This window comes from Streptomyces speibonae (assembly GCF_984686075.1).
The window spans coordinates 5,932,362-5,953,511 of sequence record NZ_OZ480260.1 but is presented as its reverse complement, the minus strand read 5'-3'; the positions used below and the strand labels follow the sequence as shown (position 1 = coordinate 5,953,511).

The window sequence follows — 21,150 nt, the reverse complement described above, 5'->3', positions numbered from 1 at the left end:
TCTCGCGCAACTCGGCCCACAGCGGGACCGGTTGTATTCGTTCCGTAGCCGAGCGTAGTCAGCGGAGGTCAGCCTTGAGGGGTGAACGAAGACATTGACCTCGGTCCCCCCACCCTGCTCGCGCCCCGCAGCGACCGGTACGCCATGCGGCTCACCGCCGGTGAGCACTCCGCGCGGCACGTCCGGCGCATCGTCCGGTCGTTCCTGCGCGAGTGGGAGATGGCCGAACTGTCCGACGACGTCGAACTCGGCGTCACCGAGCTGCTCGCCAACGTCGTACGCCATGTGCCCGGCCGGCGCTGTGCGCTGCTGTTGCTCAGGCAGCCGGGCGGGGTGCGCGTGGAGGTGGCCGACGGGAGTGAGGAACTTCCGTGTGCGCGGGTCGGGTCGGCGCCGGATACCGAGAGCGGGCGGGGCCTCGTGCTGGTGGACGCGGTGAGCGAGAAGTGGGGCGTCCAACTCCGGCCCTGCGGCGGGAAGTCGGTGTGGTTTGAGTGCGCCGTCGCCGTCCGGCCGTGAGCGGGTTTACCTTCGGTGCGGCGTCCAGCGCTACCGTCGGGCTGGAGTTGTCGGCCGGCCGTCCAGCACCTCACAGGAGCTCATGGACGGCCGGCGGTGGCTGGTGCTCACGTAGACAACGCGTAGGCGCCCCACACCGCGCGGAACAACGTCTCCGGCCTTTTCCACGTCTACTTGATCGTGCCCCCTGCCGAACTCGCCCTGATCCAGCGCGCGGAGACGACCTCCGGGCGGGCGCGCCCCCTTCGCGACTTCTGCCGGCGTCATCGTGTTCCGCTCGTCGCGACGCTCTCCGCGCTTCCCCTCTACGCCTTCTGGTGGGGTTTCCTCGCCACCGGCGGCGGTGATCTCGCGGCGCAGGTGGCGTGGGCCGAGTTCGTGGCGCGGCACGGGAGTTCGGCGTACTGCCTGTTCTGGTACGGCGGGATGCACACCGCCAACTACAGCCTGATATCGCCGTACTTGATGGCCGCGCTCGGCGTGCCCGGCCTGACCGTCGCGTCCGGTCTCGCCGCCACCTGGATCGCGGCCGTCCTGGTCCGGCGTGCCCAGCGGCGAAGAGCCCTCGGACCCGCCCTGCTCGCCGCCCTCGCGCTGTGGTGCAACGTCGCCTCCGGGCGGACGACCTTCGCTCTCGGCGTCGCCTTCGGGCTCGCCGCGTTTCTCTTCCTGGGCCAGGAGAAACGTCTCGTCATCGCCGGTTCCTACGCCGCCCTCGCCACCATGGCGTCCCCGGTCGCCGGGCTGTTCCTCGCCGTCACCGGCGCCGGGTACCTGCTCGCCCGGCGGCCCGGCCGTGCCGCCGCCCTGCTGCTGCCGCCCGCCGCCGTCGTCGGGGCGACCGCTCTCCTGTTCCCCTTCCACGGCGAGCAGCTCATGCCCGCGGCCCGCATCTGGCCGCCCGTGCTCCTGGGCGCCGCCGTCGCGCTGCTCACCCCCGCCTCCTGGCGCGTGGTCCGGTGGAGCGGCGTCGTGTACGCCGCCGGGACCGTGGCGGTGTATCTCGTGCCGTCCCCGATCGGTACGAACATCGAGCGGTTCGCCGAGTACGCCGCGCCCGTCGCCCTGCTCCTCGCGCTCCTCGCCCGGCCGGGGCCGCGCGGGCCGCGGCGCGGTGCGCTGGTGGCCGTCCTGGTGTTCTCCGTGGCGTGGACGGGCCAGAAGACCGTCGACGACCTGAAGGTCTCCACGGCCGTGCCCGACTGGGCGGCCGGGACCCGGGGCGTCGTCGAGGCGCTCGAACGGCTCGGCGCGGACACCACCCGCGTCGAGGTCGTCCCCGCGCGCAACCACCGGGAGGCCTCCGCCCTCGCGCCCCATGTGCACCTCGCGCGCGGCTGGAACCGGCAGCTGGACATGGAGCGGGCGCGGCTGTTCTACGACGGGTCCTTCTCCGCCGCCTCCTACCGGGCGTGGCTGGACCGCTGGGCGGTGGGGTTCGTCGTGCTGCCGGACGGCACGCCCGACGGGTTCGCCGAGGAGGAGGCCCGGCTGATCCGCCACCACCGGCCCGACTGGCTGGTGCCCGTCTGGCGCGACGCCCACTGGCAGGTGTTCCGGGTCCGCGACGCCGTACCGCTCGTCTCCGCGCCCGGGCGCGTCGTGCGGACCTCCGGCGCGGAGCTGGTGCTGCGCGTGCCGCGGCCGGGCACGGTGACCGTGCGGGTGGCCTATTCGCCGTGGCTGCGCGCCGACGGCGGCGGATGTCTGAGCCGGGAGGGCGAGTTCACCCGGCTCACCGTGTCGGCGCCCGGCGAGTACCGGATCAGCTCGGAGTACGGCCCTTCGCCGGGACCGGCGGTTCGCTGCTGAGCCCCTCGGCCGCCGCCGTCGTCGTACGGGCGCGCGGGCCCTGGAGGAGGTACGTCAGGCCGAAGCCGCCGCCGACGACGAGCGCGCCGCCGACCGCGTCCAGGATCCAGTGGTTGCCGGTGGCGACGATCGCGGCGGCCGTGAACAGCGGGTGGAGCAGGCCCAGGGCCTTCATCCACAGCTTCGGCGCGAGGATCGCGATCACCAGCCCGCACCACAGGGACCAGCCGAAGTGCAGGGACGGCATCGCCGCGTACTGGTTGGTGAGGTGGGTCAGGGTGCCGTAGTCCGGCTTGGAGAAGTCCTGGACGCCGTGGACGGTGTCGATGATGCCCAGGCCCGGCATGAGGCGGGGCGGGGCGAGCGGGTAGAGCCAGAAGCCGACCAGGGCGAGGATCGTGGCGAAGCCGAGCGCCGAGCGGGCCCAGCGGTAGTCGACGGGGCGGCGCCACAGGAGCAGGCCGAGGACGGTCAGCGGGACGAGGAAGTGGAACGACGTGTAGTAGAAGTCGAAGAACTCCCGCAGCCAGCCGATCTTCACCACGGCGTGGTTGACGGCGTGCTCGATGTCCATGTGGAGCACGCGTTCGAGGTCGAGGATCTGCTGTCCGTGCTCCTCGGCACGGTCCCGGCCCGCCGAGTTGCTGCCGCCGGTCGCGGCGAGGCGGATCCTGGCGTACGCGGCGTAGGTGACGCGGATCAGCAGGAGCTCGAGGAGGATGTTCGGGCGCAGCAGCACCCGGCGCAGGAACGGCACCAGCGGGACGAAGGAGAAGCGGGCCGGGACGGGCGGGGCGTACGGGGTGGGAACGGGTGCGCGGAAGTACTCCGAGGTGCGGGAGAGGAAGGGGACCGCGGTGGCGGCGGCCAAGGCGGCGAGCAGGACGACGTTGTCGCGCACCGGGTACAGGAAAGCCATGTTCGGCAGCATCATCTTGGCCGGCAGCGTCATCACGAGGACGACGGTGACGGGCCAGACCATGCGGTCGCGGGCGCGTCTGCCGGCCCGGCCGACGACGGCGAGGAGCACCCACAGCAGCTGGTGCTGCCATGCGGTGGGGGCGACCGCTATGGCGGCGCAGCCGGTGACGGCGACGGCGAGCAGCAGCTGGCCGTCGTGGGCGTAGCGGACGGCGCGCCTGAGGGCGAGGGTCACGACGGCGGCGCCGAGGAGGAAAAAGAGGCCGATCTCCAGGGGGCCTTCGAGGCCGAGGCGGAGCAGCGCGCCGTGCAGGGACTGGTTGGCGAGGTCGTCGGCGGGGCCGCCGAGGCCGGTGCCCGCGAGGTGGTGCACCCAGTAGGTGTAGGAGTCCCGCGGCATCGCGGCCCAGGCGAGCGCGGTGGTGACGGCGAAGGTGGCGCCAGTGGCGGCGGCGGCCCGGCGGCGGCCGGTGAACCACAGCAGCGGGGCGAAGAGGAGCAGGGTGGGCTGGAGGGCGGCCGCGACGCCGATGAGGGCGCCGCCGGCGCGCTGCCCGCGGGCCACGAAGCAGCCGAGCAGGACGAGCAGGACCGGGATGATGCTGGTCTGGCCGAGCCAGAGGGTGCTGCGGACCGGGAGGGAGAGCATCAGCAGGCTGACGGCGACCGGTGCGGCGAGGATCGCGGTGCGGCGGCCGACCGGCTGGGGCAGGGCGCGGGCGGCGATCAGGCCGAGGGCGACGACCAGCAGCAGGGTGCCGAAGGTCCAGCCCCAGCCGAGGGCCTGCTCGGCCGTCCGGGTGAGGGGTTTGAGCACGAGCCCGCTGAAGGGGGTGCCGGTGAACTCGGTGGAGTCGTAGAGGGAGCCGCTGAGGTGCAGGACGCCCTCGGGGCCCACCCAGGTGTCGAGGACGGTCAGCCGCTCCGTGCTGGGGGTGCTCAGGACGACGGCGACCTGGCGGACGACGAGGACGGCGGCGAGCAGCCACAGTCCGAGGCGCGCCGCGCGCAGCCGTCCCTGAGTGCCGTCGACCGCGGTCGCCCCGAGAGCATCCGTCGGTCGCCCACTGTGCTCCGCGTTCGCCACGCCTCGTCGGCCTCCCGCCCCGTTTCGCCCCGCGCGTCCCATGCGCGGGGGTTCGCTCTTGCGCACCCTATGGGGTCGCACCACCCCTGGACAGGGACGCGGGAAACCGCGGCTTCACCTGACGGCCCTCTCACTTTTGTCCGGATGACGATAGTCCGCGCAGTGTGCGATCGCCCGGGGGCGACGCGAGAAGGATCACAACCGGACACGGGTGCGGGCCGCCCGGCGCACCGCCGCGTGCCTGTTGACGCCGCATTTCCATGCAGTATGCAGCTGATCGGCTTCAACGTCTCGGTGTCCGTGTTCGGCGGCACGACCCCGCTGGTGGTCACGGCACTGATCGGCGCGACCGGCGATGTGATGATGCCCGCCTACTACATGATGGCGGCGGCCGTGATCGGCGGGTTCGCGGTGTGGCGGATGGCCGAGTCGGCGGGCCGCCCGCTGCCGGGGTCGCCGCCGTCGCTGGAGCCCGGGGCGGACGTGGGCGCACCGGCCGCCCCGGAGGCCGGGACACACCGGTGAGGCGACGGACGGGGAGCGGACGTGCGGCGTATCTTCGCAGCGTTACCGGTGGGACGGGCTGACCAGTCGTACGGAAGGTGCAAGGCGCATGAGCGAGCCGCAGGTCTGGCGCACGGTGGACGACTACTTCGCCGACCGCCTGCTGACCGACGCCCCCGACGACGCCCTGGCCGCGGCGCTGCGCGACAGCGACGCGGCCGGGCTTCCGCCCATCGCGGTCTCCGCGCCCGCGGGCAAGCTGCTCCAGCTCCTCGCCCAGGTGCAGGGCTCCCGGCACATCCTGGAGATCGGCACGCTCGGCGGTTACAGCACCATCTGGCTGGGCCGCGCCCTGCCCGCCGACGGGCGGCTGGTCTCCCTGGAGTACGACCCCCGGCACGCCGAGGTCGCCGTGCGCAACATCGCCCGCGCGGGGCTCGACAAGCAGGTGGAGGTGCGGGTCGGGGCGGCGCTGGAGTCGCTGCCCCGGCTGGCGGACGAGAACCCGCCGCCGTTCGACCTGGTCTTCATCGACGCGGACAAGGCGAACAACCCGCACTACATGGAGTGGGCGCTCAGGCTGACCAGCGCGGGCAGCCTGATCGTCCTGGACAACGTCACCCGGGGCGGCCGGGTGGCCGACCCGGACAACACGGACCCGGACGTGGTGGGCACCCGCGCCGCCCTCGACATGATCGGCACCCACCCCCGCCTGACGGGCACGGCGATCCAGACCGTCGGTTCCAAGGGCTGGGACGGGTTCGCGCTGGCGCGCGTCCTGGCGTGAGCGCGGCGGCCGCTGCCTCCTAGACGAGTTATTCCGAATGCTGACGGTGCGTCCGGGAACACAGACAGGGCGTCCAAGATCGATCTGTGACGAATGACCTGGACGCCCTGCTGACCGCACTGTACGTGAAGATCGATGACGAGATTGGAGATACCCGATGGCTGGGCCGCCCGCCGCGATTGACGGACTCCGAACTCGTCTGCCTCGCCGTCGCCCAGGCCATGCTGGGTTTCGCCTCGGAGTCCAGATGGCTGCGGTTCGTCCACTCCCGGCTGGGCGCGATGTTCCCGTACGTGCCGAAGCAGCCGGGCTGGAACAAGCGGCTGCGGGCAGCGTTGCCGCTGGTCAAGCGCGTGATACGACTCCTTGCAGCGGACACCGACTTCTGGTTCGACAACCACTGGATCATCGACTCGACCCCGGTGGAGTGCGGCCGCTCGCGGCCCACGGTGAAGCGGTCGGACATGGCCGGCTGGGCCGGATACGGGTACTGCGCCAGCCACTCGCGGTTCTTCTGGGGCCTGCGGCTGTACCTGGTGTGCACCCCGACCGGCATGCCGATCCTGTGGGCCTTGGCCAACCCCAAGCTGGACGAGCGCGAAGTGTTGATGGCGATGCTGGATCGCGAGCCGGACGCGGTCACCGGCCGGCCCGGCCTGCTGTTCATCGCGGACAAGGGCTTCGCCTCCAAGGAGTTCGAGGCCGATCTGGCCTTGCGCGGGGCGGCGTTGCTGCGGCCGTCGTTCAAACGGGAGAAGCGCCGCGCGGGCGAGTCGCTGCTGAAGTCGGTGCGGCAGCTGATCGAGTCGGTGAACGACACCCTCAAGGGCCAGCTCGACCTGGAACAGCACGGCGGCCGGACCTTCGAGGGCGTCGCTACCCGCGTCGCTCAGCGCGTCCTCGCGCTGGCTGCGGCGATCTGGCACAACCACAAGACCGGACAGCCGGTCATGCGATCCCTGATCGCCTACGACCACTGATCACATCGGAATGACTCGTCTAGTGCCGCGGCAGGCAACGTTTGCCCGTCAAGGAGCGGCGTCCGGTGCGTGCTCTCGGCGTGCCGGCCGGAAGTCCTCGTACTGGACGTACTTGGGCTTTCGGCCGGTGCGGCGAGAGTGCGTGCCGGGCGTCGCGACGGGGCGAACGTTGCCTGCCGCGGCACTAGACCTCGTGGTAGAAGCCCACGTTGACGCTGCGCGGGGCGGTGCGGTCGTGGATGACGATCTCACCGCTGCCGCCCCGGGGCAGCGGGACGGTGCCGCCGTAGGTGACCGGGTGGGCGTACTCGCCGATGGTCAGCCGGACGTCGGAGGAGGGCTCGGGCAGGGAGCCGCGCAGCCAGGTCACCTGCCAGGTGCCGTCCTGCGCGCAGCTGAACTCCAGATGGACCCGCGAGACGAACAGCCAGTCGTCCGGCGTCGAGAGCCGGCACACCGACTTGTCCCGGCCCACCCGCAGTACGGCGCCCGGCTCGCTGGGCGCGTCGGCCATGAGCATGCCCGCCGTGGCACCGGCTTCCTCCGCGGACACCGCGGCCATGGTGAGTTCGAGCACTCTGCTCCTCCTGAGACATCGTGCGGGCCGGGTCGGCTCGCCGCCGCCGAATGATAAAACGCCCGGCCGCGTGGCGTCCGGCACAATGAACTCATGACCGAGCGAAAGCCACCCGGCGTCGACTTCGAGAGCTGGGTCGACAAGCAGATCCGCGACGCGGACGCGCGCGGCGAGTTCGAGCAGCTGGCGGGAGTGGGCAAGCCGCTTCCCCGCGAGGTCGAGGGCACGTACGACGAACTGTGGTGGGTCAAGCGGAAGATGGCCCGCGAGGGGTTCTCGGTGCTGCCGCCGGCGCTGGCGCTGCGCAAGGAGGCGGAGGACGCGCTGGAGGCCGCGCTCGCGGCCCCTTCGGAGCGGATCGTCCGGAAGATCATCACGGAGATCAACGCCAGGATCAGCGACATGATGTTCAAGCCGCCGCCCGGGCCCCCGCTGGGCAAGAAGCCGTACGACGTCGAGGACGTCGTACGGCGGTGGCGGGAGCGCCGGACGGCGGCGGGCGACTGAGGCGGGGAGGGCCGGGACGGCTTCAGACGTGGAGCAGCCGGTCCGCCAGCTCGCGGTAGTCCCGCAGGGCGAGGCGCAGTTGCTCGGTGTCGGTCGCCGCGGCGTGCTCCCCGTCGCCGGTCTGCCAGGACCGGCGGAGCGTACGGCGCCGTTCGGTCACGGCGTCCGCGAAGCGCTCGGCCAGCTCCTGCAGGACGTGATCGGCCTCCCGTACGGCGTCACGCGGGGCGTCGACGAATCCGGCGACGGCATCGTGCAGCCGCGCGGTGAGCGGGTCGGTGTCGTCGTGGGGAAGGAGCGGGTGCCCGGGGGCGGAGGCCGTAGGGCGCGCGCCTCCTTCGGGGTGCTCGCCACCCGGGCCGGGGCGGGTCGCGTCCTCGCCCTGGTACGACGTGCCCGTCGCCTCGCGCACACCGGAGGCGTCTCCCCGGATGTCCGGGGCCGGCAGGCTCTCGGCGCCGGGGCCCGTGTCCGGGGCCGTGGCCGCGCGGCGCGCTTCTCCGTCGGGGCCGGGCCGGTTCGGGGTGGTGGGGTGGCGTTGGGTCCGGTGGGGCATGGTGGTCAGCTCTCCTTCGCCTGGCGCCGGTGGAGCGGGGACGGGGTGCGGTGGCCGCGCCGGGCGGCCGGGGCCGTGCGGTCGCCGTCGGGCCGGGAGGGCCGGACCAGCTCGTCGAAGAGCGCGCGGGCCTCGACCATCGCCTCGCGCATCTCCTCGGTGCCCGCGCCGCCGTCCTGCGCGCCGTTCGCGCGGGCCTGGGCCACGCGGTGCACGCGCCGGTAGCCCTCAACGTGGTGGGCGTGGTGCACGGACAGCGCCGCGAGCTGGTCCTCGTAGTGCCCGTCGGCGGGGAAGCCCCGCGCGCCGGCGAGTTCGGCGATCAGCCGGTCCGCCTCGGCGACGGCGTCGCGCGGCGCGTCGACGAACCGCTCCTGCGCGGCCGTCCAGCGCGCCTCGTACCGCTCGCGCTCGCCGGGCTCCAACGCCCGTGCGCGCAGGTCGCCGTGGCGCTCGACGCGCTCGGCGAGCTCCCGCTCGGCGGCCTTGGCGTCCCCGTCGTGCCGGGTCAGGGCACGGTCGTACTCGGGGCCGAAGCGCCGCTTCAGGCTCGCGCCGTGCCGCGGACCGCGGGCCCGCAGGGTCAGTACGGCCGCGGCGGCGACAACGACCGCGACAATCACGATCAACGCAATGATCAGGCCAGTGGACATGGATGCCTTCCGCGTTCTCAACCGGACCGGCACTCCTCGCGAGCCGGTTCCTCCTCCGGGTTGCCCGATGCGACGCGCACAAACTGCGCGGTGCAGGCGTCACCGCGACCGGGCCGCGGAGCCCCGCACACGCACGCCGAATTCACTTGCGCGCCCCCCGTGCGGCGCGTCGAGAATGCGCGCATGACCTGGACCGTCGCCCCGGAACCGTACGACTCGCCCGTCGCCCTCGCGCTCTGGCGGGCGTACTACACGGAGGTCAGCGACCGCTGGTATCTGCTGCACGAGGGCCGCCGGACCGACCCCCGGGAGCTGGAGCGGGAGATCGCCGCCGGGACGGGGGCCGGCCTCGTGCCGCCGCGGGGGCGGCTGCTGGTCGCCCGGTACGCGGGTGAGCCCGCCGGGAGCGCGGGTTTCCGGCTGCTGGACGGCGCCACCGCCGAGCTGACCCGGGTGTTCCTGTACGCGGGAATGCGGGGCAGGGGCGGGGCGGGGCTGCTGGTGGGGGCCGCCGAGGACGCGGCACGGGCGGCGGGGGCGACCCGGATGGTGCTCGACACGCGCGGTGACCTCGTGGAGGCTCGGGCGCTGTACGCGCGGCTGGGCTACACGGAGACCGCGCCGCACAACGCCGAACCGTACGCCGAGCACTGGTTCGCCAAGCGGCTCGGCTGACGGGACGTCAGCCGGCCGGCTGCACCGCGTGCTCGTCCTGCGGGCGTTCCCCACGCGAGCCGCACAGTTCGTCGTTCAGTTCGTGGACCAGCCGCACCAGGTCCGTCGGGCGGTCCGGCCCCCACCAGTCGCCGAGCAGCTCGGCCAGGGACTCCTCCCGGGCCCGCGCCAGCCGCTCGGCCGTCTCGCGGCCCTCCTCGGTCAGCACCATGTCGACGCCCCGGCGCACGGCGAGGTGCCGGCTCTCCACCTGGCGGGTGGCCTCGAGGACGACGCTCAGCGGGACCGGGGTGCGCTCCGCGAGCCGGGCCGGCTCGACCGAGCCGTGCTTCCTCATCCGCAGCAGCAGCCAGCTCGCCGCGGGCAGCAGGTCGTAGCCCGCGCGGTCGGTGATCTTCCGGTAGATCTCGCGCCGTCCCTCGCGGGTGCCGAGCACCGACAGCGCGCGGCACACCTCGTCGTAGGAGGACCGCTCCACGGGGTTGCTGGCCAGGGTCTCGGACACGTCGGGCGCGGTGACCGAGGCGCGCAGCCGGTCCTCCTTGAGGAACCAGGCGAGCGCGAAGCCGAGGAGGGCGACCGGGACGGCGTACAGGAAGACGTCGGTGATGGCGTTGGAGTAGGCGTCGAGCGCGGGCGGGCGCAGCGCGGCCGGCAGGGCCTGGATGCCGCGCGGGTCGGCCTCCAGGGTTCCGGGGGACACGCCGGGCGGCAGGTCCGTTCCCCGCAGCGCCGCGGTGAGTTCGTCGCCGAGGCGGGTGGCGAAGATCGTGCCGAAGATGGCGACGCCGAACGAGGCGCCGATGGAGCGGAAGAAGGTCGCGCCGGAGGTGGCGACGCCGAGATCCTCGTAGGGGACGGCGTTCTGCACGATCAGCACGAGGACCTGCATCACCAGGCCGAGTCCGAGGCCGAAGACGAAGAAGAAGGTGCTCATCAGCGCGGTGGAGCTGTGCGCGTCGAGCTGGTGGAGCAGCAGCAGGCCGAGGGCGGTGACGGCGGTGCCGGCGATCGGGAACACCTTCCAGCGGCCGGTACGGCTGACGATCTGGCCGGAGCCGGTGGAGGACAGCAGCATGCCGGCCACCATCGGCAGCATGTGCACGCCGGACATGGTGGGCGTGATGCCGTGCACCACCTGGAGGAACGTCGGCAGGTACGTCATCGCGCCGAACATGGCGAAGCCGATGATGAAGCTGATCACGGCGGAGAGGGTGAAGGTGCGCACCCGGAACAGCTTCAGCGGCAGTACGGGTTCGGCGGCCCGGCGTTCCGCGGCCACGAAGGCGGCGAGGAGCACGGCGCCGAGCACCGACAGGACGATCACCTGGGGCGAGCCCCAGCCCCACGTGGTGCCGCCGAGGGAGGCGACCAGGACCAGGCAGGTGGCGACGGAGGCGATGAGGAAGGTGCCGAGGTAGTCGATGACGTGCTTGGTCCTCCGGCGCGGGATGTGCAGCACCGTGGCGATGACGGCGAGCGCGACGATCCCGACGGGGACGTTGATGTAGAACACCCAGCGCCAGCTCAGATGCTGGGTGAACAGTCCGCCGAGCAGCGGCCCGAGCACGCTGGTCGTGCCGAACACCGCGCCGAACAGGCCCTGGTAGCGGCCGCGTTCCCGGGGCGGGACGAGGTCGCCGACGATCGCCATGGACAGCACGATGAGTCCGCCGCCGCCCAGTCCCTGCAACGCGCGGAACCCGATCAGCTGGGTCATGTCCTGCGCGGCGCCGCACAGCGCCGAGCCGACCAGGAAGATGACGATGGCGGTCTGGAAGAGCCGCTTGCGTCCGTACTGGTCACCGAGTTTGCCCCACAGCGGGGTGGCGGCGGTGGAGGCCAGCAGATAGGCGGTGACCACCCAGGACAGGTGCTCCAGGCCGCCGAGGTCGCTGACGATGGTGGGCAGCGCGGTGGACACGATGGTCTGGTCGAGGGCGGCGAGCAGCAGGCCGAGCAGCAGGGCGCCGATGGAGATGAGGACGTTGCCGCGGGGGGCGGGCTGCGCGTCGCCGGCCATGAACACCTCCACAGGTTCTGGTTTCCCATCCATCGTGATCGGTGTGACCTGTTATGGCCTGTTGAGTCCGGCCGGAAGTTCGCATTCCGGGGGCGCGCGGGCGGGAGTGTGAAGAAGATCTGCATAATCTCTGGAGTTCGCGAGGGGAGGGACCACACGTGGATCAGCCGAACGGCACCCCGTGCCCGGAGTGCGGTGCGCGGAGAAACGGGGACAACACGCCTTCCTGCGCGTGCACGACGCGTGCGTCCGACGCCCTCCGCGACGCACGCACGGCGGAGGCCGCGGCGGCGGAGGACTTCGACCCGCTGCGGATCAGGCCGTACGTCGAGCTGGACGGGGCGACGAGAACGCCCCGGAGTACGCCGGACGGGTCGCCGGCACCGAGCCGCACGGACGCCTCCGGCCGGCCACGGGAATCCGCGCCCGGCGCCGCCGCCGACGAGGGCGACCCCTCGCCCACGGGCGAGAGCGACTCCCTCACGGTCGGTGGCAGCGCCGGCACGAGCGGGCCCCATATCCAGGCCGGCGGACGTGACACCTCGACGGACGGCCCCGACGTCCCCCCGAACGGGCCCGGCGCCCACACGGGCGGTGGCGGCACCTCCGCAGGCAGGGGTGGCCTCTCCGCGAGCGGGCCCCACCACGCCCCCACGGGCGACCTCAGCCTCCCCGCGAACGGGCCCCACCCCTCAGTGAGCAGGCCCGGCGCCCACACGGGCGGCGGCGGCTCCTCCGCAGGCGGGACCGGCCTCCCCGCCAACGGACACGGCACCTCCCCAGGCGGGCCCGGCCACTCTGCAAGCGGGCCGCACATGGAGGTCGGCGAGCGTGACACCTCCGTGAGCGGCACCGACGTCCCCGCGAACGGGCCCCACGCCTCGGTGAGCAGGCCCGACGTCCGCGCGGGCGGGGATGGCGCCTCCGCGAGCGGAAACCCAGCCTCCACGGGCGTGCCCCGCGGCCCCGCAAACGGGCACGGCGCCTCCGCAAACGGGCCCCACGCCTCAGTCGGCGAGGCCGGCGCCCTCACGGGCGGGGCCGGCCCCTCGGCGAGCCCGCGCCCCGTGAGCGGTCACCACGTCTCTCCCGGCGGGCCCCACGAACCCGCGAACGGGCATGACGCCTCCCCGAGCGATCCCCACGCCACCGCGAGCCGGTCCGGCCTCCCCTCAGACGGACACGGCACGTACCCGGGCGGGCCCCGCACCTCGGTGAGCGGGACCGGCGCCCCTGCGGGCGGGGGTGACTCCTGCACCGGCGGGGTTGGCTCCCCGGTGAGCACATCTCACTCCCCTGCGAGCGAGCACCCCGCCTCCCCGAGCGATCGCCATACCTCCGCGAGCGGGCCACACACCTCCTCGGGCGGGCAGCCCCACGCCTCCACGGGCTGGACCGGCGCCCCCGCAGGCGGGGCCGGTTCCTCGGGGAGCGCGCCTCACGCTCCCGTGGGCGGGCACCACGCCTCCCCCGGCGGGCACCACGTCCCCCACGACGCGTCCCCGGGCGGACCCGACACCCCCGACAGCGGGCACAACCCCTCCCCGGACGGGACCGGTTTCTCCACAGGCGCGCCTCACGCTCCCGTGAGCGGGCACCACGCCTCCCCCGGCGGGCACCACGTCCCCCACGACGCGTCCCCGGGCGGACCCGACACCCCCGACAGCGGGCACAACCCCTCCCCGGACGGGACCGGTTTCTCCACAGGCGCGCCTCACGCTCCCGTGAGCGGGCACCACGCCTCCCCCGGCGGGCAGCCCCCCGCGTCCACCGGCGGTGACGGTGCTTCTCCGGCGGTCGACGAGACGATGACGTTGCGGGCCGTGGGGCCGGGGGCGGGGAGGGTGTTGCCGACGCCCCTGGGGCCGGCGGCGACGCGGCCGAGTGCCACGGACCTGGACCTGTTCGACAGGACCCAGCCGATCGCACGGGTGCCCGACGTGGCCGCGCCGGAGAGCCCCGACGAGGTGCCGCCGGGCCGGCGTCGCCGGGGCGTGCTGTTCGCGGTCGCCGGGGCCGTCGTCCTCGTCGTGGGCGCGGCGGGCTGGGCGAGCGGGGTGTTCTCGTACGAGACGCCGTCCCGGAACGACTCGGCGCCCGAGGAGGTCCGGGAGGGCGTGCCGGATCCGTCCTCCGAGGCGCCGTCCGCCGAGCCGACGGGCGGTGCGTCCGCCACCGCGCCGACCACGTCGGCCTCCCCCTCCGGCTCCCCCTCGACGAGCGCGAGCCCCTCGGCCACCGCACCGTCGCCCACCGCGTCCAGCGCCTTGCCGACCGCGTCGGACCGGGCGGCCGAGCCGTCCCCGACGGGGCCGGCGTCCTCCGCGCCCGTGGAGGCTCCCGGCTACGAGGACGGCGGCGACGACGGCGACGACACCCCGCCGGTACTGCGCCGCGGCGACCGGGGCGGGGAGGTCGTGGAGCTCCAGCAGCGTCTGAAGCGGGTGTTCCTCTACCACGACGAGCTCCACGGCCAGTTCAACCGCCGTGTGGAAGAGGCCGTTCGCACCTACCAGTGGACGCGCGGGATCCGCGAGGAGATGGGGGTGTACGGGCCTCAGACCCGGGCCCGGCTGGAGGCGGAGACTCCGGAGCTCTGAGCGGCGCCGGGCCCCCGCTCCCGGCCCCGCTACCGCGTGATGTGGAGGCGGATCGTGCCGTCGGGGGCGGCTTCCGCGCGTACCTGGGTCAGGTCGCGTACGACGACGTCCGGTGCGTGGAGGCCCGCCCGGGGGCCGACGCCCACGACGCGCATGCCGGCCGCGCGCGCCGCCGTGATGCCCGCGCCGGAGTCCTCGAAGACCACGCAGTCGGCCGGGTCGACGCCCAGTTCCGCCGCGCCCTTCAGGAACCCCTCGGGGTCGGGCTTGCTCGCGCCGACGGACTCCGCCGTCACCCGCACCCCGGGCTGCTCCAGCCCGGCGGCGGCCATCCGCGCCGTGGACAGGGCGACGTCGGCGGAGGTGACGAGGGCGTGCGGCAGGCCCGCGAGGGAGGCGAGGAAGTCGCGGGCGCCCGGGACCTCGACGACGCCCTCGGTGTCGGCGGTCTCCTCGGCGAGCATGCGCGCGTTGTCGGCGTAGTTCTGCTCCATGGGCCGGCCGGGCAGCAGCAGGGCCATCGAGGCGTACCCCTGGCGTCCGTGCACGACCTTCATGACCTCGTCCCCGTCGAGCCCGTTGCGGTCGGCCCAGCGCCGCCAGACCCGTTCGACGGAGGCGTCGGAGTTGACGAGGGTGCCGTCCATGTCCAGCAGAAGGGCGCGGGCGGTGAGTACGGCGGTGGCCGTCATCGGCAACTCCAAGGAGCGTGGGGCGGTGGGCCGGGAGGGGACAAGGCGGCCCCGCCCGCCGGTCAGGGAGAACGGGCGGGAGCCACTTTGTTCACTCACGGTACAAAACAGTCCGGGCATCCCGCCACCGCGTTCGCCGACCGTTCACCGACATGTAGGGCGGACGTCACCCGCGACGCACCCGCGACGCCCGCCCCGGCACGGGTCAGCCGGCGACCGCCTCCCACAGGCTCCACACCCCGAGCCCGAGCATCAGCAGCGCCGCGATCCGCGTGATCAGCCGCAGCGGAACGCGCTTCATCAGCGCCTTCCCGCCGACGATACCGAGCGCGGCCACCGACCACAGGGCGAGCACCGCCCCCAGGGCGACGGAGAGCGGATCGTCGTAGCGGGCGGCGAGGTTGGCCGTCATGATCTGCGTCAGATCACCGAACTCGGCGACGAGGATCAGCATGAACCCGGCCCCGGAGACCTTCCAGAAGGACTGGTTCTCCGGCTTGCGGACGTCCTCCTCGCCGTCGTCCTTCTTGAACAGCAGCATCGCCGCGCCGCCCAGGAAGAGCACGCCGGTGAGCGCGTGCACGAGCTGCTGCGGCAGCAGGGTGAGCACGCTTCCGGCGGCCACGGCGAGCGCGACGTGCACCGCGAAGGCGGCGGCGACACCGGCGAAGACGTAGGAGGCCCGGTAGCGGGTGCCGAGGACGAGTCCGGCGAGCGCGGTCTTGTCGGGCAGTTCGGCGAGGAAGACGACGCCGAAGACGACGGCCGTCACGGTCAGACTGATCAACGGTTCCTCAATCGGTCGGGGCTGCCCCACCGAGAGTGCTGTGCGGCCTGCGCGGGACACCTCGGCACGGCAGCACACACGGCGCCCGTGCCGGGAGGCACGGGCGTGCACTGCTTGCCGAAGGTCTCGCCGGCCGGCCCCACGTCGTGGGGCCCGCCTCCGGGCGCCGGCTCAGGCGGGCTGAGCAGTATGTCGACGGTCCGGCACAGGGCTACTCCCCTTCTGCACCGCCCATGGTACGCGAGGCCCGCGCGAACCCCGGGCGCGGAACCTTCACACGCGAACCATGGACGTGTCATGGGCGCGTCATTAGCTTCTTACCGGATCCACCCCTCCCGGCAACGCGGCGAGGCGAGCATTCCCCTGCCCGCACGCCAAACGCCCCACCCCACAAGGGAGTTCGCATGTCGAAGTTCTACGCGCGTCGACGGCTCGGCACGGCCGCGGCGCTCACCGGACTCATAGCCGCCGCCGGCCTGTTCAACGGCCCGGCCGCCTCCGCCGCCCTGCCCACCCCGGTCAGCGCCGCCACCGCCCGCGGCTACCTCGCCACCCTGGACGTGCGCACCGAGAACCGCACCGGCTACGACCGGGACCTGTTCCCGCACTGGATCACCATCAGCGGCACCTGCAACACCCGCGAGACGATCCTCAAGCGCGACGGCTCCAACGTGCGCACCGGCTCCTCCTGCGCCGCCACCAGCGGCAGCTGGTACTCCCCCTACGACGGCGCCACCTGGTCCGCCGCCTCCGACGTCGACATCGACCACCTCGTTCCGCTCGCCGAGGCCTGGGACTCCGGCGCCGGTGCCTGGTCCACCGCGCGGCGCCAGTCCTTCGCCAACGACCTGACCCGCCCGCAGCTCCTCGCCGTCACGGACAACGTCAACCAGTCCAAGGGCGACCAGGACCCGGCCACCTGGATGCCGTCGCGCTCGGCCTACCGGTGCACGTACGTCAGGGCCTGGGTGCAGGTGAAGTACTACTACGACCTGTCCGTCGACGCGGCCGAGAAGTCCGCGCTGCAGAGCCACCTCGCCACCTGCTGACGCGCGCCCCGTGAACTGCCGGGTGCGCAAATCTCCCCGGCGGCCTCCGTCGCTGCGTACCGTACGGGGCGACGGAGGGAAGGGGTCACCATGGCCGGACTGCGGCTCGGACCACTGCTGAGGTACGCCGACGGCTCGTCCGCGACCGTCTGGGTCGAGACCGACCGCCCGGGCACCGTGGAGGTGCGCTGCCCGGACGGGCCCGGCGGGACGGCCGGCACCTTCCAGATCGCGGGCCACCACTACGCGCTCGTGCGGGTCACCGGACTCACCCCGGGCACGGCCACCCCGTACGAGGTATTCCTCGACGACGCCCGCGTGTGGCCGCTGCCCCAGGACCCGTTCCCGTCCTTTCCGCCCTCCGTGATCACCACCCCGGGCCCCGGCGACCGGACCCGCGTCGCCTTCGGCTCCTGCCGCTGGGCCTCCCCTCCCCGGGGCGAGCACGACCCCGTCGGGCCCGACGCCCTGGACGCGCTGGCCAAGCGCATCGCCGCCGACCCGCAGGGCGAACGGCCCGACGTCCTGCTGCTCCTCGGCGACCAGGTGTACGCCGACGAGACCTCCGAGGCCACGCGGAAGTGGCTCGCCGCCCGCCGCGACCTCAAGGACCCGCCGGGCGACCAGGTGGCGGACTACGAGGAGTACACCCACCTCTACTACGAGTCCTGGCTCGACCCGCAGGTGCGCTGGCTGCTCTCCACCGTCCCCACCTGCATGATCTTCGACGACCACGACGTGATCGACGACTGGAACACCTCCGCCTCCTGGGTCGAGGACATGCGGGCCACCCCGTGGTGGCGCGAGCGGGTGCTCAGCGGTCTGATGTCGTACTGGGTGTACCAGCACCTGGGCAACCTCTCCCCCGCCGACCTGGAGGCCGATCCGCTGTACCGGTCCGTCACGCAGAGCCCCGACGGCACCGACATGCTGCGCGCCTTCGCCGCCGCGGCCGAGGCGGACGCGACCGCCGCGCGCTGGAGCTACCGGCGCGACTTCGGCCGGGTGCGGCTGCTGATGGTCGACAGCCGCGCGGCCCGCGTCCTGGAGGAGGGCCGGCGCGCGATGCTGGACGGCTCCGAGGCCGCCTGGCTGCGCGCCCAGGCACTCGACGACCGCGGCGCGTACGACCACCTGCTCATCGGCACGTCCCTGCCCTGGCTGCTGCCCCACCTCGTGCACGACGTCGAGGCGTGGAGTTCCGCGCTGTGCCGGGGCGACAAGGGGCCCCGCTGGGCCCGGTTCGGGGAGAAGCTGCGGCGCGCGGCGGACCTGGAGCACTGGTCGGCCTTCCCGGAGTCGTTCGACGAGCTGGCGGAGCTGCTCGCCGAGGCCGGCACGGGACCTCGGGCGCCGGCGACGGTCTGCGTGCTCTCCGGAGACGTCCACCACGCGTATGTCGCCGAGCCGGACTGGCCGGGGCGCGCCGCGCCGGACGCCCGGGTCGTGCAGCTGACCTGCTCCCCGGTGCACAACTCCATCCCCTGGTCCATCAGGCTCGGCTTCCGCTTCGGCTGGAGCGCCGCCGCCCGGGCGCTCGGGCGCGCGTTCGCGCGGCACGGCCGCCTGGGCCGGCCCGCGGTCGGCTGGCGCAAGGCGGGCGGGCCGTGGTTCGGCAACCAGCTCATGACGCTGACGACGCACGGCCGTTCGGCGGTACTGCGGCTGGAGCACGCGCAGCGCCAAGAGAGCGGGGTGCGGCTCAGGAAGGTGACGGAGACCCGGTTGAGCGGGTGAGCCCGCCGGAACCTGTGAGCCCGCTGTGAACCATGGGGTGTATTCGGTCACGCGGTGCGAGGGGACAACCGGACGGAGACCCCGCTGACATGCGGCGGCAGGCGTGTGACCAGCGGAATCCGGCTGATTCCGTGGCCGAATGTTGAACTTGCAAGTAAGACAGGGGCGCTCCTAGCGTGGAGCGTGCGACTCGGCTCCGCCCTCCGGACCGACCCCCTCCCGGGGCCGGCCTGACCGAAGGAGACCCTCCGCATGATTGGACGCCTCAACAGCGCCCAGCCCTATGTCATGGGCATGTTCCGTATGGTCGTCGGCCTGCTCTTCGCCTGCCACGGCGCCGTGTCCCTGCTCGGCGTACTCGGCGGCACGGACGGCAACGGCGGCACCGAAGAGCTCGGCGCCTGGCCCAGCTGGTACGCGGCCATGATCCAGCTCGTCGGCGGCACCCTCGTCCTGTTCGGCCTCGGCACCCGGGCAGCGGCGTTCATCTCGTCCGGCTCGATGGCGTACGCGTACTTCAAGGTCCACCAGCCCGAGGCCCTGTGGCCGATCGAGAACCACGGTGAGAGCGCGGCCATGTTCTGCTGGGCCATGCTCCTGCTGGTGTTCACCGGCTCCGGAGCCTTCGGGCTCGACCGGCTGCTCACCCGGCGTACGCCGGCGCACGGGCGGCGGGCGACGGAGCAGACACCGGTGACCGCCTGATCGTCCCGGTCGTTCCGGCCACCCCGGTCGTTCCGGCCACCCCGGCCGTCCCGGCCGACCCTGCCTCTTCGGGCAAACGCGTGCGTCCTCCCCGCCTCCCCCGGGGAGGGCGCACGCCGTCACCACGGGCAGGAACACATCGGTCACGGGACGCTCCGGCCCCCCGTGACCCTTCCGTCACCTACCGGGCGTACGCTGTATGGCTGTCAACGGCCACTCCTGCCACCTCTGCCGCCCCCTCCGCGACAGCGCGGGCACGGTTGGCCCACGGGGGCGTTGCGGGGAGTTCGGGTGGAGAGTCTGGGGTCGCTGGTCGGCAGCCCATGGATCTATGCGGTCGTGGGCCTGTCGGTGCTGCTCGACGTGTTCCTCCCGGTCCTGCCCAGCGGGGTACTGGTGATCACCGCGGCCACGGCCGCGGCGGCGGGGACGGCGACCGACGTGCCCGACATCCTGGTGCTGACGCTCTGCGCCGCCACCGCCTCCGTCCTCGGTGACCTGGTGGCCTACCGGCTCGCCTGGCGCGGCGGCCCCCGCCTCGACCGGGCCATCGCCCGCTCCCGGCGGCTGACCCGAGCGCAGGAACGTCTCGGCGCGGCGCTGGCCCGGGGCGGGGGCGCGCTGGTCGTGCTCGCGCGGTTCGCACCGGCCGGCCGCTCGGTCGTCTCCCTCGGCGCGGGCGCCGCGCGCCATCGTGCGCGGGACTTCCTGCCCTGGTCCGCGGTGGCGGGGCTGTCGTGGGCCGCGTACAGCGTGGCGCTCGGGTACTTCGGGGCGCAGTGGCTGGGGGCGACGTGGCTGGCGACGGCGGTGTCGGTGGGGGCGTTGTTCGCGGCGGGCGCGGGGGCGGGGTTTCTCATGCGGCGGAAGCCGCAGGCTTCGGGGGTTTCGTAGGGAGGTACTCCCATCGCCCACCCTCCCCCACTCCCGGCTCCGCTCGAGCGGGGGACCCCCATCACCCTGGGGGGACCTCCCAGGCGCCCTTGAGGCACTGAGGGAGGCACGACTGCCCGCAGCTACGAGGCCCTGCTTGCTCCTCGGATTTCCAGGCCGTTCAGCAGGGCTGCCGTTGCCTGCGTGATGGTTTCGACCGCCTCGTCGAACACCTCACGGTTGTGGGCTGCCGGTGACCGGAAGCCGGACACCTTTCTCACGTACTGCAGGGCCGCGGCCCGGATCTCCTCCTCCGTGGCCTCCTCGGGAAGTACGGGCGGACGCAGGGTCTTGATACTCCGGCACATGCCCCCAGTCTGACGCGGACCACGACCGTACGGTCGAGTAACTCGCTACTCAAAATCGAACAGGAGTATCATTGGGCCGTGGCTGCGACCTATGACTTTCCGAGTGACCTCCTCGCCGGTCAGGAGGAACTGCATCAGGTCCGGGCCGAGTTGTCGGCCCTGCTGAAGCGGCTCCCCTGGTCGGTCGAACCCCTCGACGGCTTCAGCGACGACAACGGCTGGCGCAAGATCGAGCGCCCCGCGTCCCCCGGCTGGAGCGAGGACGAACAGGCCGAGGTGGAGAAGCTCCGGCGGCGGGAGCACGAACTCGCCGTGTTCGTCAGCACGCACCGCTACTGGACCGAGCTCACCGGGGCCGACCGGATACACGCCCGCTCCGCGCTGAAGCACGTCCACGAGGCCGTGGCCGAGGGGGCGGAGGAGTCACCGTAGGGTGACCGGAGAACGCGAAGGCCCCCGGTGCTCGCTCCGGGGGCCTTGGACTGCGGTGGGCGCGGACGGTTTCGAACCGCCGACATCCTGCTTGTAAGGCAGGCGCTCTACCCCTGAGCTACGCACCCGATGCCCGGGCGGCGCGCCCAGGTCGAGTCGACAGCCTACATGGCCCGGGGCGCGGTGCGGCAAACCCGTATCGGGGGGTTAGCCCCACCCCGGATCCGGTAGTGGCCCGGATCCCCGGCCGGGCCCCGCGTCCGTACGGTTCGAAGTGCGCTCGAACAGGGCTGGGAGCGCCGCCGT

At 73.1% G+C, this 21,150-nt stretch carries 20 protein-coding genes, 1 tRNA gene and 1 pseudogene; 13 read left to right on the top strand and 9 right to left on the bottom strand.

The window, feature by feature from the left end; genetic code table 11:
* Window positions 1-144 precede the first annotated feature (144 nt).
* Window positions 145-519, top strand: a complete 375-nt coding sequence (locus AC5L3C_RS26640; protein ID WP_125506735.1) for an ATP-binding protein — start codon at window positions 145-147, stop codon at window positions 517-519.
* A 180-nt stretch (window positions 520-699) separates the two neighbouring features.
* Complete coding sequence (locus AC5L3C_RS26635; protein WP_493654036.1) at window positions 700-2,331, top strand: DUF8823 domain-containing protein; 1,632 nt, start codon at window positions 700-702, stop codon at window positions 2,329-2,331.
* Here the strand turns inward: AC5L3C_RS26635 and AC5L3C_RS26630 are convergent.
* Window positions 2,285-4,339, bottom strand: coding sequence for a bifunctional glycosyltransferase 87/phosphatase PAP2 family protein (locus tag AC5L3C_RS26630; RefSeq protein ID WP_493651358.1), 2,055 nt, complete (start codon window positions 4,337-4,339; stop codon window positions 2,285-2,287). The two genes, AC5L3C_RS26635 and AC5L3C_RS26630, sit on opposite strands and share 47 nt — an antisense overlap.
* 276 nt (window positions 4,340-4,615) lie before the next feature.
* Here AC5L3C_RS26630 and AC5L3C_RS26625 point away from each other — a divergent pair.
* The 3 genes and pseudogenes from AC5L3C_RS26625 to AC5L3C_RS26615 form a co-directional block, all read left to right on the top strand.
* Window positions 4,616-4,864 (top strand): annotated as a pseudogene (locus AC5L3C_RS26625) (hypothetical protein); the annotation flags it as partial.
* Between the two features lie 88 nt (window positions 4,865-4,952).
* On the top strand, window positions 4,953-5,630 hold the full coding sequence (locus AC5L3C_RS26620) for an O-methyltransferase (protein WP_493651356.1): 678 nt from the start codon (window positions 4,953-4,955) through the stop codon (window positions 5,628-5,630).
* Window positions 5,631-5,716: 86 nt separating this feature from the next.
* Window positions 5,717-6,610, top strand: coding sequence for an IS982 family transposase (locus AC5L3C_RS26615; RefSeq protein ID WP_493651354.1), 894 nt, complete (start codon window positions 5,717-5,719; stop codon window positions 6,608-6,610).
* A gap of 184 nt (window positions 6,611-6,794) precedes the next feature.
* Here the strand turns inward: AC5L3C_RS26615 and AC5L3C_RS26610 are convergent, their stop codons facing one another.
* Window positions 6,795-7,187, bottom strand: a complete 393-nt coding sequence (locus tag AC5L3C_RS26610) for an FHA domain-containing protein (protein ID WP_493651352.1) — start codon at window positions 7,185-7,187, stop codon at window positions 6,795-6,797.
* Between the two features lie 93 nt (window positions 7,188-7,280).
* Between AC5L3C_RS26610 and AC5L3C_RS26605 the strand changes: the two genes are divergently transcribed.
* On the top strand, window positions 7,281-7,694 hold the full coding sequence (locus AC5L3C_RS26605; protein WP_493651351.1) for a DnaJ family domain-containing protein: 414 nt from the start codon (window positions 7,281-7,283) through the stop codon (window positions 7,692-7,694).
* Window positions 7,695-7,716: 22 nt separating this feature from the next.
* Here the strand turns inward: AC5L3C_RS26605 and AC5L3C_RS26600 are convergent, their stop codons facing one another.
* Complete coding sequence (locus AC5L3C_RS26600; protein ID WP_493651349.1) at window positions 7,717-8,250, bottom strand: hypothetical protein; 534 nt, start codon at window positions 8,248-8,250, stop codon at window positions 7,717-7,719.
* Window positions 8,251-8,255: 5 nt separating this feature from the next.
* Window positions 8,256-8,903, bottom strand: coding sequence for a hypothetical protein (locus AC5L3C_RS26595; RefSeq protein ID WP_493651348.1), 648 nt, complete (start codon window positions 8,901-8,903; stop codon window positions 8,256-8,258).
* A gap of 183 nt (window positions 8,904-9,086) precedes the next feature.
* Here AC5L3C_RS26595 and AC5L3C_RS26590 point away from each other — a divergent pair, with 183 nt between their 5' ends.
* Entirely contained in the window at window positions 9,087-9,578 is a 492-nt protein-coding gene (locus AC5L3C_RS26590) for a GNAT family N-acetyltransferase (RefSeq protein ID WP_493651346.1), read from the top strand.
* 7 nt (window positions 9,579-9,585) lie between these two features.
* Here the strand turns inward: AC5L3C_RS26590 and AC5L3C_RS26585 are convergent, their stop codons facing one another.
* On the bottom strand, window positions 9,586-11,601 hold the full coding sequence (locus AC5L3C_RS26585) for an MDR family MFS transporter (RefSeq protein ID WP_493651344.1): 2,016 nt from the start codon (window positions 11,599-11,601) through the stop codon (window positions 9,586-9,588).
* Between the two features lie 1,724 nt (window positions 11,602-13,325).
* On the opposite strand from AC5L3C_RS26585, the gene AC5L3C_RS26580 reads away from it, so the two are divergent.
* Entirely contained in the window at window positions 13,326-14,201 is an 876-nt protein-coding gene (locus tag AC5L3C_RS26580; RefSeq protein ID WP_493651343.1) for a peptidoglycan-binding domain-containing protein, read from the top strand.
* Between the two features lie 29 nt (window positions 14,202-14,230).
* Here the strand turns inward: AC5L3C_RS26580 and AC5L3C_RS26575 are convergent, their stop codons facing one another.
* Window positions 14,231-14,893 (bottom strand): HAD family hydrolase, encoded by a 663-nt coding sequence (locus AC5L3C_RS26575; protein WP_493651341.1) that lies wholly within the window; start codon window positions 14,891-14,893, stop codon window positions 14,231-14,233.
* A gap of 205 nt (window positions 14,894-15,098) precedes the next feature.
* Window positions 15,099-15,680: a TMEM165/GDT1 family protein gene (locus AC5L3C_RS26570; protein WP_125506723.1), complete on the bottom strand. Its 582-nt coding sequence runs from the start codon at window positions 15,678-15,680 to the stop codon at window positions 15,099-15,101.
* A gap of 404 nt (window positions 15,681-16,084) precedes the next feature.
* Between AC5L3C_RS26570 and AC5L3C_RS26565 the strand changes: the two genes are divergently transcribed.
* The 4 genes from AC5L3C_RS26565 (at window position 16,085) to AC5L3C_RS26550 (ending at window position 20,065) form a co-directional block, all read left to right on the top strand.
* Window positions 16,085-16,729: an HNH endonuclease family protein gene (locus AC5L3C_RS26565; protein ID WP_493651339.1), complete on the top strand. Its 645-nt coding sequence runs from the start codon at window positions 16,085-16,087 to the stop codon at window positions 16,727-16,729.
* 90 nt (window positions 16,730-16,819) lie between these two features.
* Window positions 16,820-18,466: an alkaline phosphatase D family protein gene (locus AC5L3C_RS26560; RefSeq protein WP_493651337.1), complete on the top strand. Its 1,647-nt coding sequence runs from the start codon at window positions 16,820-16,822 to the stop codon at window positions 18,464-18,466.
* Window positions 18,467-18,718: 252 nt separating this feature from the next.
* Window positions 18,719-19,171 carry a DoxX family protein gene (locus AC5L3C_RS26555; RefSeq protein WP_493651336.1) on the top strand — a complete coding sequence of 151 codons (453 nt, stop codon included), beginning with the start codon at window positions 18,719-18,721 and terminating at the stop codon, window positions 19,169-19,171.
* A 291-nt stretch (window positions 19,172-19,462) separates the two neighbouring features.
* A complete protein-coding gene (locus tag AC5L3C_RS26550; protein WP_164555729.1) occupies window positions 19,463-20,065 on the top strand; it encodes a DedA family protein in 603 nt (200 codons plus the stop codon).
* Between the two features lie 122 nt (window positions 20,066-20,187).
* Here AC5L3C_RS26550 and AC5L3C_RS26545 read toward each other — a convergent pair whose 3' ends face one another.
* Window positions 20,188-20,412 carry a DUF2277 domain-containing protein gene (locus AC5L3C_RS26545; RefSeq protein ID WP_125506717.1) on the bottom strand — a complete coding sequence of 75 codons (225 nt, stop codon included), beginning with the start codon at window positions 20,410-20,412 and terminating at the stop codon, window positions 20,188-20,190.
* Between the two features lie 78 nt (window positions 20,413-20,490).
* On the opposite strand from AC5L3C_RS26545, the gene AC5L3C_RS26540 reads away from it, so the two are divergent.
* Window positions 20,491-20,844: a DUF8825 domain-containing protein gene (locus AC5L3C_RS26540; RefSeq protein WP_125506716.1), complete on the top strand. Its 354-nt coding sequence runs from the start codon at window positions 20,491-20,493 to the stop codon at window positions 20,842-20,844.
* A 56-nt stretch (window positions 20,845-20,900) separates the two neighbouring features.
* Here AC5L3C_RS26540 and AC5L3C_RS26535 read toward each other — a convergent pair.
* A tRNA-Val gene (locus AC5L3C_RS26535) sits at window positions 20,901-20,972 on the bottom strand.
* Window positions 20,973-21,150 lie beyond the last annotated feature (178 nt).